Annotated in this window: 9 protein-coding genes; 2 read left to right on the plus strand and 7 right to left on the minus strand. The window is 48.0% G+C overall.

What is annotated here, in order from left to right:
* Window positions 1-7: 7 nt before the first annotated feature.
* The 5 genes from acnB to BN3349_RS04135 all read right to left on the minus strand — a co-directional run bounded on the left by acnB (window position 8) and on the right by BN3349_RS04135 (window position 4,796).
* Complete coding sequence (acnB, locus tag BN3349_RS04115; RefSeq protein WP_040976114.1) at window positions 8-2,614, minus strand: bifunctional aconitate hydratase 2/2-methylisocitrate dehydratase; 2,607 nt, start codon at window positions 2,612-2,614, stop codon at window positions 8-10.
* A gap of 80 nt (window positions 2,615-2,694) precedes the next feature.
* Window positions 2,695-2,991: a YciI family protein gene (locus BN3349_RS04120; protein WP_040976115.1), complete on the minus strand. Its 297-nt coding sequence runs from the start codon at window positions 2,989-2,991 to the stop codon at window positions 2,695-2,697.
* Between the two features lie 11 nt (window positions 2,992-3,002).
* Window positions 3,003-3,470 (minus strand): acyl-CoA thioester hydrolase YciA, encoded by a 468-nt coding sequence (gene yciA / locus BN3349_RS04125; protein ID WP_040976116.1) that lies wholly within the window; start codon window positions 3,468-3,470, stop codon window positions 3,003-3,005.
* Between the two features lie 16 nt (window positions 3,471-3,486).
* Entirely contained in the window at window positions 3,487-4,026 is a 540-nt protein-coding gene (locus tag BN3349_RS04130; RefSeq protein ID WP_040976117.1) for a septation protein A, read from the minus strand.
* Window positions 4,023-4,796 (minus strand): hypothetical protein, encoded by a 774-nt coding sequence (locus tag BN3349_RS04135; protein WP_040976118.1) that lies wholly within the window; start codon window positions 4,794-4,796, stop codon window positions 4,023-4,025. Before BN3349_RS04135 ends, BN3349_RS04130 begins: the two co-directional genes overlap by 4 nt.
* Window positions 4,797-5,100: 304 nt before the next feature.
* Here BN3349_RS04135 and BN3349_RS04140 point away from each other — a divergent pair, with 304 nt between their 5' ends.
* Both BN3349_RS04140 and BN3349_RS04145 read left to right on the plus strand, forming a co-directional pair.
* Complete coding sequence (locus BN3349_RS04140; protein WP_040976119.1) at window positions 5,101-5,775, plus strand: OmpW/AlkL family protein; 675 nt, start codon at window positions 5,101-5,103, stop codon at window positions 5,773-5,775.
* A gap of 144 nt (window positions 5,776-5,919) precedes the next feature.
* Window positions 5,920-8,979: a glycoside hydrolase family 2 TIM barrel-domain containing protein gene (locus BN3349_RS04145; protein WP_040976120.1), complete on the plus strand. Its 3,060-nt coding sequence runs from the start codon at window positions 5,920-5,922 to the stop codon at window positions 8,977-8,979.
* Between the two features lie 66 nt (window positions 8,980-9,045).
* On the opposite strand, the gene BN3349_RS04150 is transcribed toward BN3349_RS04145, so the two are convergent.
* Together BN3349_RS04150 and BN3349_RS04155 are read right to left on the minus strand one after the other, a co-directional pair.
* On the minus strand, window positions 9,046-11,691 hold the full coding sequence (locus BN3349_RS04150) for a PqiB family protein (RefSeq protein ID WP_040976121.1): 2,646 nt from the start codon (window positions 11,689-11,691) through the stop codon (window positions 9,046-9,048).
* The gene (locus BN3349_RS04155; protein WP_040976122.1) at window positions 11,654-12,928 is read right to left on the minus strand and encodes a paraquat-inducible protein A; all 1,275 of its coding nucleotides are present in this window, start codon (window positions 12,926-12,928) and stop codon (window positions 11,654-11,656) included. The genes BN3349_RS04150 and BN3349_RS04155 overlap by 38 nt, the downstream gene beginning before the upstream one ends.
* Window positions 12,929-13,030: the final 102 nt, after the last annotated feature.

A 13,030-nucleotide genomic window follows, 5' to 3' on the forward strand; every position in this document is an offset into this window, starting at 1 on the left:
GCCGACATTATATTGCAGTCTGGAAAATGACTTCATCCGCTTTTTTGGCATAGCTGTTGATTTGATCAAAGTTCATATAACGATAAGTATCGTCTTTGTCCTGCTGCAAATCCGCCGCATAAGACAGATATTCTTCCGGTGTTGGCAGTTTACCCAGCAGCGCCGAGACTGCGGCTAATTCCGCCGAAGCCAAATAGACGTTGGCGCCCTGTCCCAGACGGTTCGGGAAATTACGGGTCGAGGTGGAAACCACGGTGGCGTTATTGGCAACCCGCGCCTGATTGCCCATACACAGCGAACAGCCCGGAATTTCGATTCTTGCGCCGCTTTTACCGAAAATACTGTAATAGCCTTCTTCCGTCAGCAGTGCCGCATCCATTTTAGTCGGCGGCGCCAGCCATAAGCGGGTTGGGATCATATCTTTGAATTTTGCCAGCAATTTGCCCGCCGCACGGAAATGACCGATATTGGTCATGCAGGAACCGATAAACACTTCATCAATTTTATCGCCTTGCACTTCGGACAATAAACGGGCATCGTCAGGGTCGTTCGGTGCACATAAAATCGGCTCTTTGATTTCGTTTAAGTCGATGTCGATAATCGCGGCGTATTCAGCATCCTTGTCGGCTTCCAGCAGCTGCGGGTTGGCAAGCCATTTTTCCATTCCCTTAATGCGGCGTTCAAGGGTTCTGCGATCACCGTAACCTTCGGCGATCATCCATTTCAGCAGCACGATATTGGAATTGAGATATTCGATGATCGGCGCTTTGTCCAGCTTAATGGTACAAGCCGCTGCCGAACGTTCGGCTGAGGCGTCGGATAGCTCGAAAGCCTGTTCCGCTTTTAAGTGTTCCAGCCCTTCGATTTCCAGAATCCGGCCGGAGAAAATATTCTGTTTGCCTTTTTTCTCTACGGTGAGCAAGCCCTGTTTAATCGCATAATAAGGAATGGCGTGTACCAGATCGCGCAAAGTAATGCCCGGTTGCATTTCGCCTTTAAAGCGTACCAACACAGATTCCGGCATATCCAACGGCATAACGCCAGTGGCGGCAGCAAAGGCGACCAGCCCGGAGCCTGCCGGGAATGAAATGCCGATCGGGAATCGGGTATGTGAATCGCCGCCGGTTCCGACGGTATCCGGCAACAGCATGCGATTCAGCCAAGAATGAATAATGCCGTCGCCCGGTCGTAGCGAGACGCCGCCGCGGTTCATGATGAAATCCGGCAGCGTGTGCTGGGTGACGACGTCCACCGGTTTCGGATAAGCGGCGGTATGGCAGAAAGACTGCATCACCAAATCGGCGGAGAAGCCCAGACAGGCGAGATCCTTTAATTCGTCGCGGGTCATCGGACCGGTGGTATCTTGTGAACCGACGGAAGTCATATGCGGTTCGCAATATTGACCGGGACGGATGCCTTCCACACCGCAGGCGCGTCCGACGATTTTCTGTGCTAGGGTAAAGCCTTTTTGGCTACTTTCTACCGCGTGTGGTTTAGCGAAGACATCACTGTCCGGCAGTTGTAGTGCCATCCGGGCTTTATGCGTTAATCCACGTCCGATAATCAGCGGAATACGTCCGCCGGCACGAACTTCGTCCAGTAACACATCGGTTTTCAGGCGGAATTCGGCTAATACTTCATCGCTGTTGTGGCGACAGATTTTTCCTTGATACGGATAAATGTCGATAACATCGCCCATTTCCAGATTGCTGACATCCACTTCAATCGGCAGCGTGCCGGCATCTTCCAATGTGTTAAAGAAAATCGGCGCAATTTTCCCGCCCAATACTACGCCGCCGGCGCGTTTATTCGGCACATACGGGATATCGTCGCCCATAAACCACAAGACCGAGTTGGTGGCGGATTTACGCGATGAACCGGTACCCACCACATCGCCCACATAGGCTAGGGGATAACCTTTCTGTTTTAAGGCCTCCAACTGTTTGATTGGACCTATGTTGCCATCGTCATCAGGTTGAATACCGTCACGTGCATTTTTCAACATGGCAAGGGCATGCAGCGGAATATCCGGGCGAGACCAAGCGTCTTGCGCCGGTGAAAGATCGTCGGTATTCGTTTCACCGTTGACTTTGAATACGGTAACAGTGAGTTTTTCCGCTAATGGCGGGCGCGACAGAAACCATTCGGCATCCGCCCAAGATTGCAGCACTTGGCGCGCATACGGGTTGCCTTGTTCGGCACGCTCGGCGACATCATGGAAATTATCAAACATCAGTAACGTAAAGGAGAGCGCCTTAACGGCGGTAGGGGCGAGTTTTTCGTCGTCAAGTGCGGTCAATAACGGCTCAATATTATAACCGCCTTGCATTGTGCCCAATAATTCCACCGCACTTTCGGCGGAGATTAGCGGTGAGGAGGTTTCGCCTCGGACGATTGCCGCTAAGAATGCCGCTTTCACATAAGCCGCTTCATCTACGCCGGCAGGAATGCGGTTTTTAAATAGATCGATTAAGGTTTTTTCTGTTCCCGACGGCGGATCTTTGAGCAATTCCACCAGCTGTGCAGTTTGTTCTGCATCCAGCGGTTTGGCTATCACGCCCTGTGCGGCTCGTTCGTCCACATGCTGTTGGTAGGTTTGTAGAAAGTTTGACATAGCGTTTTCCTTGTTGTTGAGTTTGCATTGATTGTTAGGAAGTCTTTTCCCCGGGTAATGGGAGAGTGCCGGGTCAAGGGTTAGAATACTTTCTTAAAGGGTTTGACGATAACCTCGCCATACACGCCGGCATCCACGTAAGGATCCTTGCTTGCCCAGTCCTGTGCCGCTTGTAGGCTGTCGAATTGCGCAATGACGGTGGAACCGGTAAAACCCGCCTCGGCAGGATTTTCATCGTCGATCGCCGGATTGGGACCAGCGGTCAGCAAACGGTTTTGCGCCTGCAATTGTTTTAGCCGTGCAAGATGCTGCTCGCGCACTGCCAGACGCTGTGCCAACGTATTCGGCTTATCTTGTGCAAAAATAACATAGTACATGCTGTCCTCCTTTATTGTTGTGCCTGTTCGGCAATATGTGCCAGCGCTTTTGCCAGTTCCGGGTTATTTTCCCGCGGAATCGGGCGTGATTTACCTTGCGGATCGACGGCGACAAAGGTGAAAACCGCCTCGGTTACGCAATAACGTTCGCCGATAGGTTCGCTAGCGACTTTTTTCGCCCATACCTCAATTTTAATTTGAATTGAGGAACGCCCTACATTGACGCACTCGCCGTAACAGCAGACCACATCGCCTACGGCAATGGGGCGGATAAATGTCATGCTATCCACCGCGACGGTTACCACCCGCCCGTGCGCCAGTTCTTTGGCAAGAATCGCGCCGCCCATGTCCATTTGCGACATAATCCAGCCACCGAAAATATCGCCGGCGGCATTGGTATCCGACGGCATTGCCAGTGTTCTGAGTAAAAGATTTCCTTTAGAGTGACGCCCTGTGCGGGTTTCAATAAAATCCGACATAAACAATCCTTATTTGTTATTCTTTGTCTGTTTTTGGAAGATAACGGTAAATATAAACTCCGCTTGCCAGCGTTGCAATAAAAGTCATACCCAGAATGCCAAAGGTTTTGAAATCCACCCAAATATCGTCGGAAAAATAGTAGCTGATGACGATATTAACGAGCATACAAAGGATAAAAAATCCGACCCAGCCCAGATTCAGATTGTCCCATGCACGCTGCGGCAGCTCGATTTCTTTGCCCAGTAATTGTTTAATCAGCGGCTTTTTAAAGCCGTATTGGCTAATCAGCAAGGCTAAGGCAAAAACGGCGTACACTACGGTGACTTTCCATTTCAAAAATTCCAGTTCGTTGAAATAAGCGGTCAGTGTACCGAAAAAAACGACCGCAACGCCCATAATCAGCTGTTGTTTTTCGATTTTGCCGTATTTGAATTTCAGCACAATAAGCTGAATGACAGTGGCAACAATCAGTGTTATCGCTGCCTCGCGGATGCCCACCAGTTTATAAACGGCGAAAAATAAAATCAGTGGAATAAATTCTAATAATTGTTTCATGCCCGAACCTTTTGCATAAATAGAGTATAGAAGCGATACGTAAAAATTAATGAAAATACATTGAGCGCCGAAATAATAAATGAAATCACAATATCAAACAGCATATTATCGCTTAATGCCGCAATATTTCTGACGACTAGCGGCAGGGCGAAATAAATCAGTAAACAGTAAATAAACAATACGCCGGTGCGCTTGAAACCGCTCAGCCAGATGGTTTTCAGGGTTTGTGCCAGACTGCTTCGGGTGATCAGATAATGCACGGTAGCAAGGTTTAGCCGGATAAAAATAAAGATGCCCAGCGTAATGGCAAACACGGAAACCAGTGACGGCGATTGTTTGCTGGCTAAGGCAAGCAGCGATTCCGCCAGCCCGATTACCATCGGAAGGACAATAATCAGATTAATGAAAAATACCCCGATAAAGCGTGTTGCCGTCATGCTCAGCGTGTGGCTCAGCGGCAGCTGGTGGCGTTCGCTTAACTGATGAAAGGTCATCATTCCCCAGCAGGAAATAAACAAATTGAGCAGCACTTGCACCACGCCGAGCAGGATAACCTCTTTACTGAGCATGAGATTGCCGACAACGGTGAGATCTGCTGTATCGGCGCTCGGTGCATAAATGGTCATATTTGCTGGCACTAGGTTTGACACCAGCAGATTAACGGCAAAGGCGACGACAAAGAAAAAGGCGCTAAATTGCAGCGTAATCTTTTGCTGATTACGCATAAAGTTCCAGCTGTCCTGAAAGATTTGCGTGAAATTAATTGGCATTATCGCGATCCAAATTGTGAATAAAATGTAATACCGGCATTATACAACGTTTGTGCTTAATTGCATAAAAATCATAATTTTTGCGCTAAATCAAATAAATTATATCATCAATCCATTAAAAAACTGCGCAAGATATGGTTTGAGTGAATTTAACATTTTTTTCAAAATTTGATCTTCGTCACGAAAAAGCTAATCATAAAGTGGTATATTGCACCGCGTCATCAATAGACACAAATTCTTTATGGGTATATTGCCCTTTTCAGATAAATACATTCATTGTTTTGAATATAAGAGGAATTCATATATGAAAAAAACTGCATTAGCATTGGGTATGGCGGCTGTGTTGGCGGCGGGTTCTGTCAGCGCACATGAAGCAGGAAGTTTTATCGGTCGTCTGGGGGGCGTATTTGTGTATGCCAATTCGGATTCGACCACGCAAAATCCGAATAAAAATGGCGCGCATGTTGATGTCAATTTGGCGGTGAAAAATAATCAGCAAGTGGGACTGACCTTAACTTATATGCTGACCGACAATGTCGGGGTGGAATTATTAGGCGCCACACCGTTCTCGCACAAAATTAACGCACAGGCTGTGGTGAACGGCAATGTCGCCGCTTATCTGCCGAATGCGGTGAAAGTCAAACAGTTGCCGCCAAGTTTGTATGTGCAGTATTATTTCTTAGATAAAGATGCTGGTTCGCGTCCGTATATCGGTGCCGGTCTGAACTATACCCGTTTCTTCGGTGCCAAAGCGTTGGATGCGCGGGTAACGAATTTGGATGTTAAAAAACATTCCTTCGGACCGGTTGTGAATGCCGGTATTGATATTAAACTAGCGGACAATTTATATTTCAATACCGCAGTGTGGTATACGCACATTAAAACAACGGCTAAATTTACCGCACTGAATTTGGATCACGAAGTAAAAATCAAACTGGATCCGTTAGTGTTCTTTGCCGGTCTGGCATATCGCTTCTAATCTCAACATGACATAGTGTAAAGGCTTATTCGTCGAATAAGCCTTTTGTTTGTGATGCCGTTCACAGTTTTCTTTTCCCGGTGGGATTTCAGCAATAAAATTACGTTATAGTGCGCTCATCCGTTATTAGCCGGGGAGCCGATGATGTCCTTACCGAATTATTTTCAAAATCCGCAGATTCTGCATATTAACACCACACCGCATCATGCTTATTTTATTCCTCATCACAGCGTGGAAAGTGCGGTCAAAAATCCGCGCGAATTATCCGCCTATTTTACCGATTTAAACGGTGACTGGGGATTTCGTTATTTCGACAGCTACTGGGACATGCCGGCAGATTTTCTGGCATTGTCGCCGCAGACCACCATACCGGTGCCGGCTAATTGGCAGAATTACGGTTATGATCGGCATCAATATACCAATGTGAATTATCCGTTTCCTTTTGATCCGCCCTATGTGCCGCAAGATAATCCGTGCGGTCTGTATCGGCGCACATTCCACCTTGCACCGAAAGCGGAGAAGCGCTATTTGCTCAACTTTGAGGGCGTTGACAGTTGCTTGTTTTTATACGTCAACGGACAGTTTGCCGGTTACAGCCAAATCAGTCACTGTACGTCGGAATTTGATATAACCGACTATCTATGCTGCGGTGAAAATCGTCTGGATGTAGCGGTGCTGAAATGGTGCGACGGCAGCTATTTGGAAGATCAGGATAAATTCCGCATGTCGGGGATTTTCCGGGATGTCTATTTGCTGGAGCGCGACCGCTATTATGTGCAGGATTTTTTTATTAAAACCGAAGTGGCGGATGATTTAAAAAGTGCGGTGCTGAATGTGGACGTTTCTTTCGCCGCGCATGACAAGCCGCAGCACGGGCGAGAAATCAGCTGGCGACTTCTCGATCCGCAGGGCGAAGTGTTGCTGAGCGCGGTAACGGAAAAGCGTTTTGAATTTACGTTACAGGAGGTGAAATTATGGAATGCGGAATCGCCGCAGCTTTATACGCTGCTGTTTCGCTGCGGCACGGAAGTGATTTGCCAGCGCATCGGTTTGCGTAAAATCGAGGTGCGCGACGGCGTACTATTGCTGAATAAACAAGCGATTAAATTTAAAGGCGTGAATCGCCACGACAGCGATCCGAAAACCGGTTATTGCATCAGCCGCGCACAGGCACTGGCGGATTTGCGCCTGATGAAACAGCATAATTTTAACGCAATCCGCACCGCTCATTACCCGAATGCGCCGTGGTTTGCGGAATTATGCGATCAGTATGGTTTTTATTTGATTACCGAAGCCGATATTGAAAGCCACGGCAGCAATGCGGTTTATGTTAAGCGTGCGCAAGGCAGTATTCTGCTGGGCGCCAAACCGCCGGCGGATCATGCCGAAGTGCGTCAGCAAATCATTGACAATTATTGTTATATGGCGCGTGATCCGACCTTTAAACAGGCAATTTTAGACCGCACTTGTGCCAATGTGCAGCGCGATAAAAACCGCCCGTCGGTGCTGATTTGGTCGCTAGGCAACGAAAGCGGTTATGGCGAGAATTTTGAGGCGGCGGCGCAATGGGTAAAAGCCTTTGATCCGAGCCGTCTGCTGCATTATGAAAACGCCATTTTTCAACATTCGGCACATCAAAATGACTGTTCGAATCTGGATTTGCATAGCGAAATGTATACCTCAACCGAAGACATGGAAGCTTATTTTGCCGATCGCCGCAATCGCAAGCCTTATCTGCTGTGTGAATATTTGCATGCTATGGGCAATTCCTGCGGCGATGCGGAAGATTATTTTCAGGCGATACAACACCATCCCGGAGCCTGCGGTGGGTTTGTTTGGGAATGGTGCAATCATTCGCCGTATTTGCCGAATTCCGAACGTATGGGCTATGGCGGTGATTTCGGCGAATCGCTCCATGACGGAAATTTCTGTGCAGACGGACTAGTAACCGCAGAGCGGCGGATTCAGACCAGCTTACTGGAGTTGAAAAACGTTCAGCGCCCGCTGCGAGCAAGACTGACCGAACAGGGTGTCGAACTGAAAAACTATCTGGATTTTACTGACTGCAAGGCGATGATTTCGCTGCATTATCGCTTGTCGGAAAACGGTATTGTTGTGGAAGAAGGCTATTTGGACAGCTTACAAATTGCGCCCAAACAGACCGCACTTTTGCCGCTCGCATTACCGCAGGACAACGGCAGTTTGTGGTTGTTGGATTTATTCTATTATCAAAAATACGCCACGCCGCTGGCAGAAAAAAATCATCAATTGGGGTTTGACCAACTTGCATTATTCGGGCGCAAAATGCTGCCGAACATTTACCCGCTTCCGCAGCCAGGTTGTTTTTGGATTACAGAAGATAGCGGCACATTAAGCGTAGAAAGTGACAAAGTACGCTATGTTTTCGACAAGAAAAAAGGCATTTTAAGCCAGTTGATGTATCGGCAGCGGTCTGTGCTGGAACAGCCATTAGATTTCAATATCTGGCGCGCGCCGCTGGATAACGACAGTCTGATTAAAGCCCATTGGATTGATGCCGGTTACGATAGGGCTTATACCCGCGCTTATGCCTGTGATTACCAACAACAGGCGCAGCAGGTGATCGTACGGGTACAATGCGCGTTGGTTGCCGTGTCGAAGGCGCGCATCGTCACTTTAAAGGTGCTGTATCGTTTGTTTGCCGACGGCGGTTTTCGGGTTGAAATACAGGCGCAAAAAGCACCGCACTTACCGTTTCTGCCGCGTTTCGGGCTACGTTTTTATTTGCCAGCGGATTTTCAACGGACGGATTATTTCGGCTATGGCGCCACAGAAAGCTATATCGATAAACATCAGTCTGCTCGACTTGGGTTTTATCGGACTACGCCGCGCGGTAATCATCAAAATTATTTAAAACCGCAGGAAAACGGCAGCCATTATGGTTGTTCATTTGTCAAAGTGCGGTCGAAAAATACAGTGATTCATATTAGCGCCGATCAGCCTTTCAGCTTTAACCTGTCGCCGTATACGCAGGAAGAGCTGAGCGCGAAAGCACATAATGACGAGCTGCAAGAAAGCGGCTGTACGCTGTTGTGTGTGGATTATAAGATGAGTGGCGTCGGTTCCAATTCCTGCGGACCGGCACTGAAGCCACAATATTGTTTAAATGAAAGCGCATGGCGGTGCGCCTTTGATATTCGGATCGCTGAAACAGCGGTCGACTGATTACTGATTATTGTGTGTCGAATAATAAGGCGAGCCGTGCGCTCGCCTGTGAAAATGACCTTGCGATTAATGTTCCAACACGCCGGAATTCCAGCTTGGCGCCTCTTTCGGTCGTTTTATCTGCAATAAGAAATGCTGGTTCGGTTTTGCCTGCGGCTGAATCACCGTGCCCGACGGCGTAGAGAACGAAATCCCGCCTTTCAGCAATTGCTGCATGGAGCCGGTGTTGATTGACAGCCCGTTTAATCCCAGTTCCATGCCGTAACCGGAGGCGATCCAGAATTCGGAATTGCGGCGCACTAAATGTTTGTGTTTATCGGCAATTAAAATATGGACGAATACCCGATCTCCCAGATTGTTCAGTTCCAGCGTACGGATTGTGCCGACCTGTACGCCACGGTACATAACCGGCGAACCCGCCGTGATGTTGGTAGCATCAGCGGTTTCTAACACCAGCGGAAAACCGTTGCCGTATTTATTATTCGACGGAACGGCTTGCGCCAGGCGGAATTCAGTTTTGCGGTTGCCACCGTTGGTTTCAATATCAATGTAAGGCTGTAACAAACTGTCCAGATTTTCAATCCCGCCGGCGGAAATCTGTGGCGAAATTAGGCGGAATTTACTGCCTTCGCGGGCGACCAGATTCATATAATTCGGGTTAATCAGTGCGGTAGCAATAATTTTGTTTTCTTTCGACAGGCGAATCTGGTCAATTTCCCCCACATTTAAGCCCATATAACGCAGGCTCATGCCTTTGCTGAGATTGGTGGCGTCTTCTGCACTCAGCGTGATCACCTGACCGGCGGATTTGGCGCGCAGTTCGTTCGGATACAGGGTTTTATTGCTGCCGGAACCGCTGTTATCAAAGCTGATGGCGCCTTTCAGCGAGCGCGCTACCGGCGCGGCCTGAATGCTGATGCCTTTCGGGGTAATATCAATTTGTGCGGCGCTTTCGACCCAGAACAGGCTTTTTGCTGTTAATAACGCCTGATATTTCGGATAGATAAAGACATCCACCTGAAAATGAGTGTTTGTCGGGCGAATATCCAGAATTTTACCCACTTCAAACTGGCGGTAAAGCACCAGCGAACCTTTGCTGATACTCGGCAAAGTTTTTGTGGATAAGGTAATGCTCGGTTGTAGCCGGTTGCCGGTAATGCCTGCTTCCGCGTTGCTCAGATCACTGTAAAGCGGGTAGCTTTCACGCGCATCGCCCTGTTTGTTACCGGTGATGATACGAATACCGCCTTGTAGCCATTTTTCCGGCGATGCGGCTTGCATGCGCAGACCGTCAACGCCGAAACTGACCTCAAAATTAGAGGCGGCGATAAATAGGGTATCCTGATGAATCAGCGAGCGAAAATCACCGGCAATTGCTACCTTGAAAGTAACACCGTCGGGATGAACTTCTTGACTGACAACTTGACCGACCGTCATATTATTGTAATAGATGTCCTGACCTTCACTGATGCCGTAGGTTTCCGGTGCAGTGAGCGTTAATACCAGCGTATCCGATTGTTTGAGCAGCAGTTCGCTTTCTTTGATAACGGTAAAATCCGTTTTGGCGTCTCCGCCGCCGGCAATGACATCAAGATACTGCCCGCGCAGAATTTTCTTCACATTGGTAATATCGCCCAGATTCGGTTTTTGGTTGCGCAGTACGATATGGGTTCCGGATTTAAATAAATCGGCGTTGTGCGGGTCAATCAGCAGTTTGCCGGTCAGAATTTTATCGTTATTTTCCACCGCACTTAATTCCGACAGCACGCCGATTTGTACATCCTGCGAATACACGCTGGTCTGTCCTGCCTGCAAATCCGGCATATTCGGCAAGGAGACTGCTATTTCCACGCCGCGTTTTGCCGCCTGTAGATTGGAATAGAGGGTATAACGCTGGTTGCTTTGCGCCGGCTCGCTGTCGCTAGGCGAGTCAAACGCCACCGCGCCCTGAACTACGGCATTAAGGCTGTCCACATTAACGTGCATGCCATAAAGCCCGACGCTGGCGTTGATGCCGCTGACATTCCAGAAATGGCTGTCTTTTTTGACGAACTGCGTATAGGCTTTATCAATTACCACATCAATTTCGACTTTCTTCTGATCTTTGCTGAAACGATAGTCGTAAATTTTACCGACCGGTATTTTTTTAAAATAGACTGACGCACCGATAGAAATAGAGCCCAAATCATCGGCGAGCAGATGAATCAGCAAATCGCCGTCGTTAACCTGTGCAATTGGGCCTTCAGTTTCGGCGATGAATTCGTCTTCCGCCTCACCGTCTCCCGGTTGTAGCGTAATATAGTTGCCGGAAACCAGCGCGTCGATACCGGAAATTCCCGCCAATGACGCTGTCGGACGCACTAACCAGAATTTAGTGTTTTTGCGTAGCACCGTCTTAGCTTCCGAGTAGATATTGGCAATGACTTCAACTTTTTTCAGATCTTCGGTAAAGTTAACTTTTTTCACCACACCGATTTGTAATCCTTGATAGCGGATTTGGGTTTTATCTGCCACTAAACCGTCGCCGTTATCAAAGGTGATTTTGATGCTGTAGCCCTGTTCCTGTACGATCTGGAAAAATAAAATTGCTCCGATACATAAGGCAACAAACGGCAATAGCCAGAACGGTGAGATATGTCTGTTCTGGCGAATTGCGGCGGTTATTGTTTTATCATCATTCCGCTGAGTGTGAGTTTGATTGTTTTCTGTCATAAATGTTCCAAAGTAAACGACTGTCAAATTGTGAGGCTGAAATCATCGTTAAAAATACTGCCGCACCGAAATAAAAGGCGGCGGGACCTACTGAAAAATCAATAATCTGTCCGCGGGTAACCAGTGACATCATTAATGCCAGCACAAATAAATCCAGCATCGACCAGCGTCCGACAAAATGGACGATATGCAGTAATCGCATTTGGCGCTGAATGGGCTGGTTAAGGTTAAAGTGTACACAAATCAGCAGATACAGCAAAATAAATATTTTGCTGATAGGAATGAAGATACTGGCTATAAACACCACTGATGCAACGAAGTAACTACCTGATTCTACAAATGAAATAACGCCGGACATGAGTGTACTGGCAGAGGCTGCGCCGTTGAGATAAATCACCGAGATGGGCAGCAGATTGGCAGGAAACATCATAATAATGCCTGCGATTAAGGTTGCCCAAGTGCGTTGTAATTTAATTGCCGGCGGCGCATCCAGTCGGCTGTAACAACGCGGACACAATGGTCTTTGTTTTTTATCAAAAAACGGTAGGCGAAAGGTATATTGACATTCCGTACACAGACAAGGCGTTTGCGCCGGCATCCGGGTGAGTAGAGGCTGTTGCGGGTAAAAGTCGTTCCATAGCGCATTGAGATTCAATTTAATAAATAGCAGGGTGGTCAGTAAAGCGGTAAAAACGAAAGCGATCAGATAAATATCCACCTGTAATGTGGCATATTCACGCACTTTAAACATGGTGACGCCAAGGGCGACCAGATAAACATCAAACATTACCCAAGGTTTGATATAGCCCAGCGCCAGCAAGACTTTACGCGGTTTGATCCCGATTAATTGCGCCAGACGCAACAACAGCACCAGCACAGCGAAAGCAATAGGCATAAATACAGCGCAGAGAAAAATCATGAACGCAGTATAAGGGTAGCCTTGCGTAGCCATTTTCCAGATACCCTGCCAAACCGAGGCGTCGATTCTGGTGCCGAGCAAATCGATGCTTAGCAGCGGATAATTCAGCGCGAAAGGCATCAGAATCAAAATAGACAGTGCGATCATGGCGCAGCGGTGCAATCCCCAGCGACTGCCGGAACTTAACACATTATGACAGCGCGGGCATTCGGCATACTGGTTGGGCGCCAATGCTGACACGGATACCGTGGCATCGCAGTCCGGACAGGCGGCGATGTGGTATTTTGCATATTGTAAGTGAACCGGTGCTTTTGCCATTGCTGTTATCTGTGAATTCTCTTAATAAAGGACCGCATTTTATACCGAGTTGACCTTTTTTCAAATAAAGCCGTTTAATTTCGCATGAAATCCCGATTCTAT

Origin of the sequence: Necropsobacter massiliensis (genome assembly GCF_000827595.2) — a bacterium.
GTDB classification, from domain to species: Bacteria; Pseudomonadota; Gammaproteobacteria; order Enterobacterales; family Pasteurellaceae; genus Necropsobacter; species Necropsobacter massiliensis.

What these genes read in the sequence shown, in the direction of transcription:
- acnB (WP_040976114.1), bottom strand. Translation starts at nt 2,614, where the DNA reads ATGTCAAACTTTCTACAAACCTACCAACAGCATGTGGACGAACGAGCC.
- BN3349_RS04120 (WP_040976115.1), bottom strand. Translation starts at nt 2,991, where the DNA reads ATGTACTATGTTATTTTTGCACAAGATAAGCCGAATACGTTGGCACAG.
- yciA (WP_040976116.1), bottom strand. Translation starts at nt 3,470, where the DNA reads ATGTCGGATTTTATTGAAACCCGCACAGGGCGTCACTCTAAAGGAAAT.
- BN3349_RS04130 (WP_040976117.1), bottom strand. Translation starts at nt 4,026, where the DNA reads ATGAAACAATTATTAGAATTTATTCCACTGATTTTATTTTTCGCCGTT.
- BN3349_RS04135 (WP_040976118.1), bottom strand. Translation starts at nt 4,796, where the DNA reads ATGCCAATTAATTTCACGCAAATCTTTCAGGACAGCTGGAACTTTATG.
- BN3349_RS04140 (WP_040976119.1), top strand. Translation starts at nt 5,101, where the DNA reads ATGAAAAAAACTGCATTAGCATTGGGTATGGCGGCTGTGTTGGCGGCG.
- BN3349_RS04145 (WP_040976120.1), top strand. Translation starts at nt 5,920, where the DNA reads ATGTCCTTACCGAATTATTTTCAAAATCCGCAGATTCTGCATATTAAC.
- BN3349_RS04150 (WP_040976121.1), bottom strand. Translation starts at nt 11,691, where the DNA reads ATGACAGAAAACAATCAAACTCACACTCAGCGGAATGATGATAAAACA.
- BN3349_RS04155 (WP_040976122.1), bottom strand. Translation starts at nt 12,928, where the DNA reads ATGGCAAAAGCACCGGTTCACTTACAATATGCAAAATACCACATCGCC.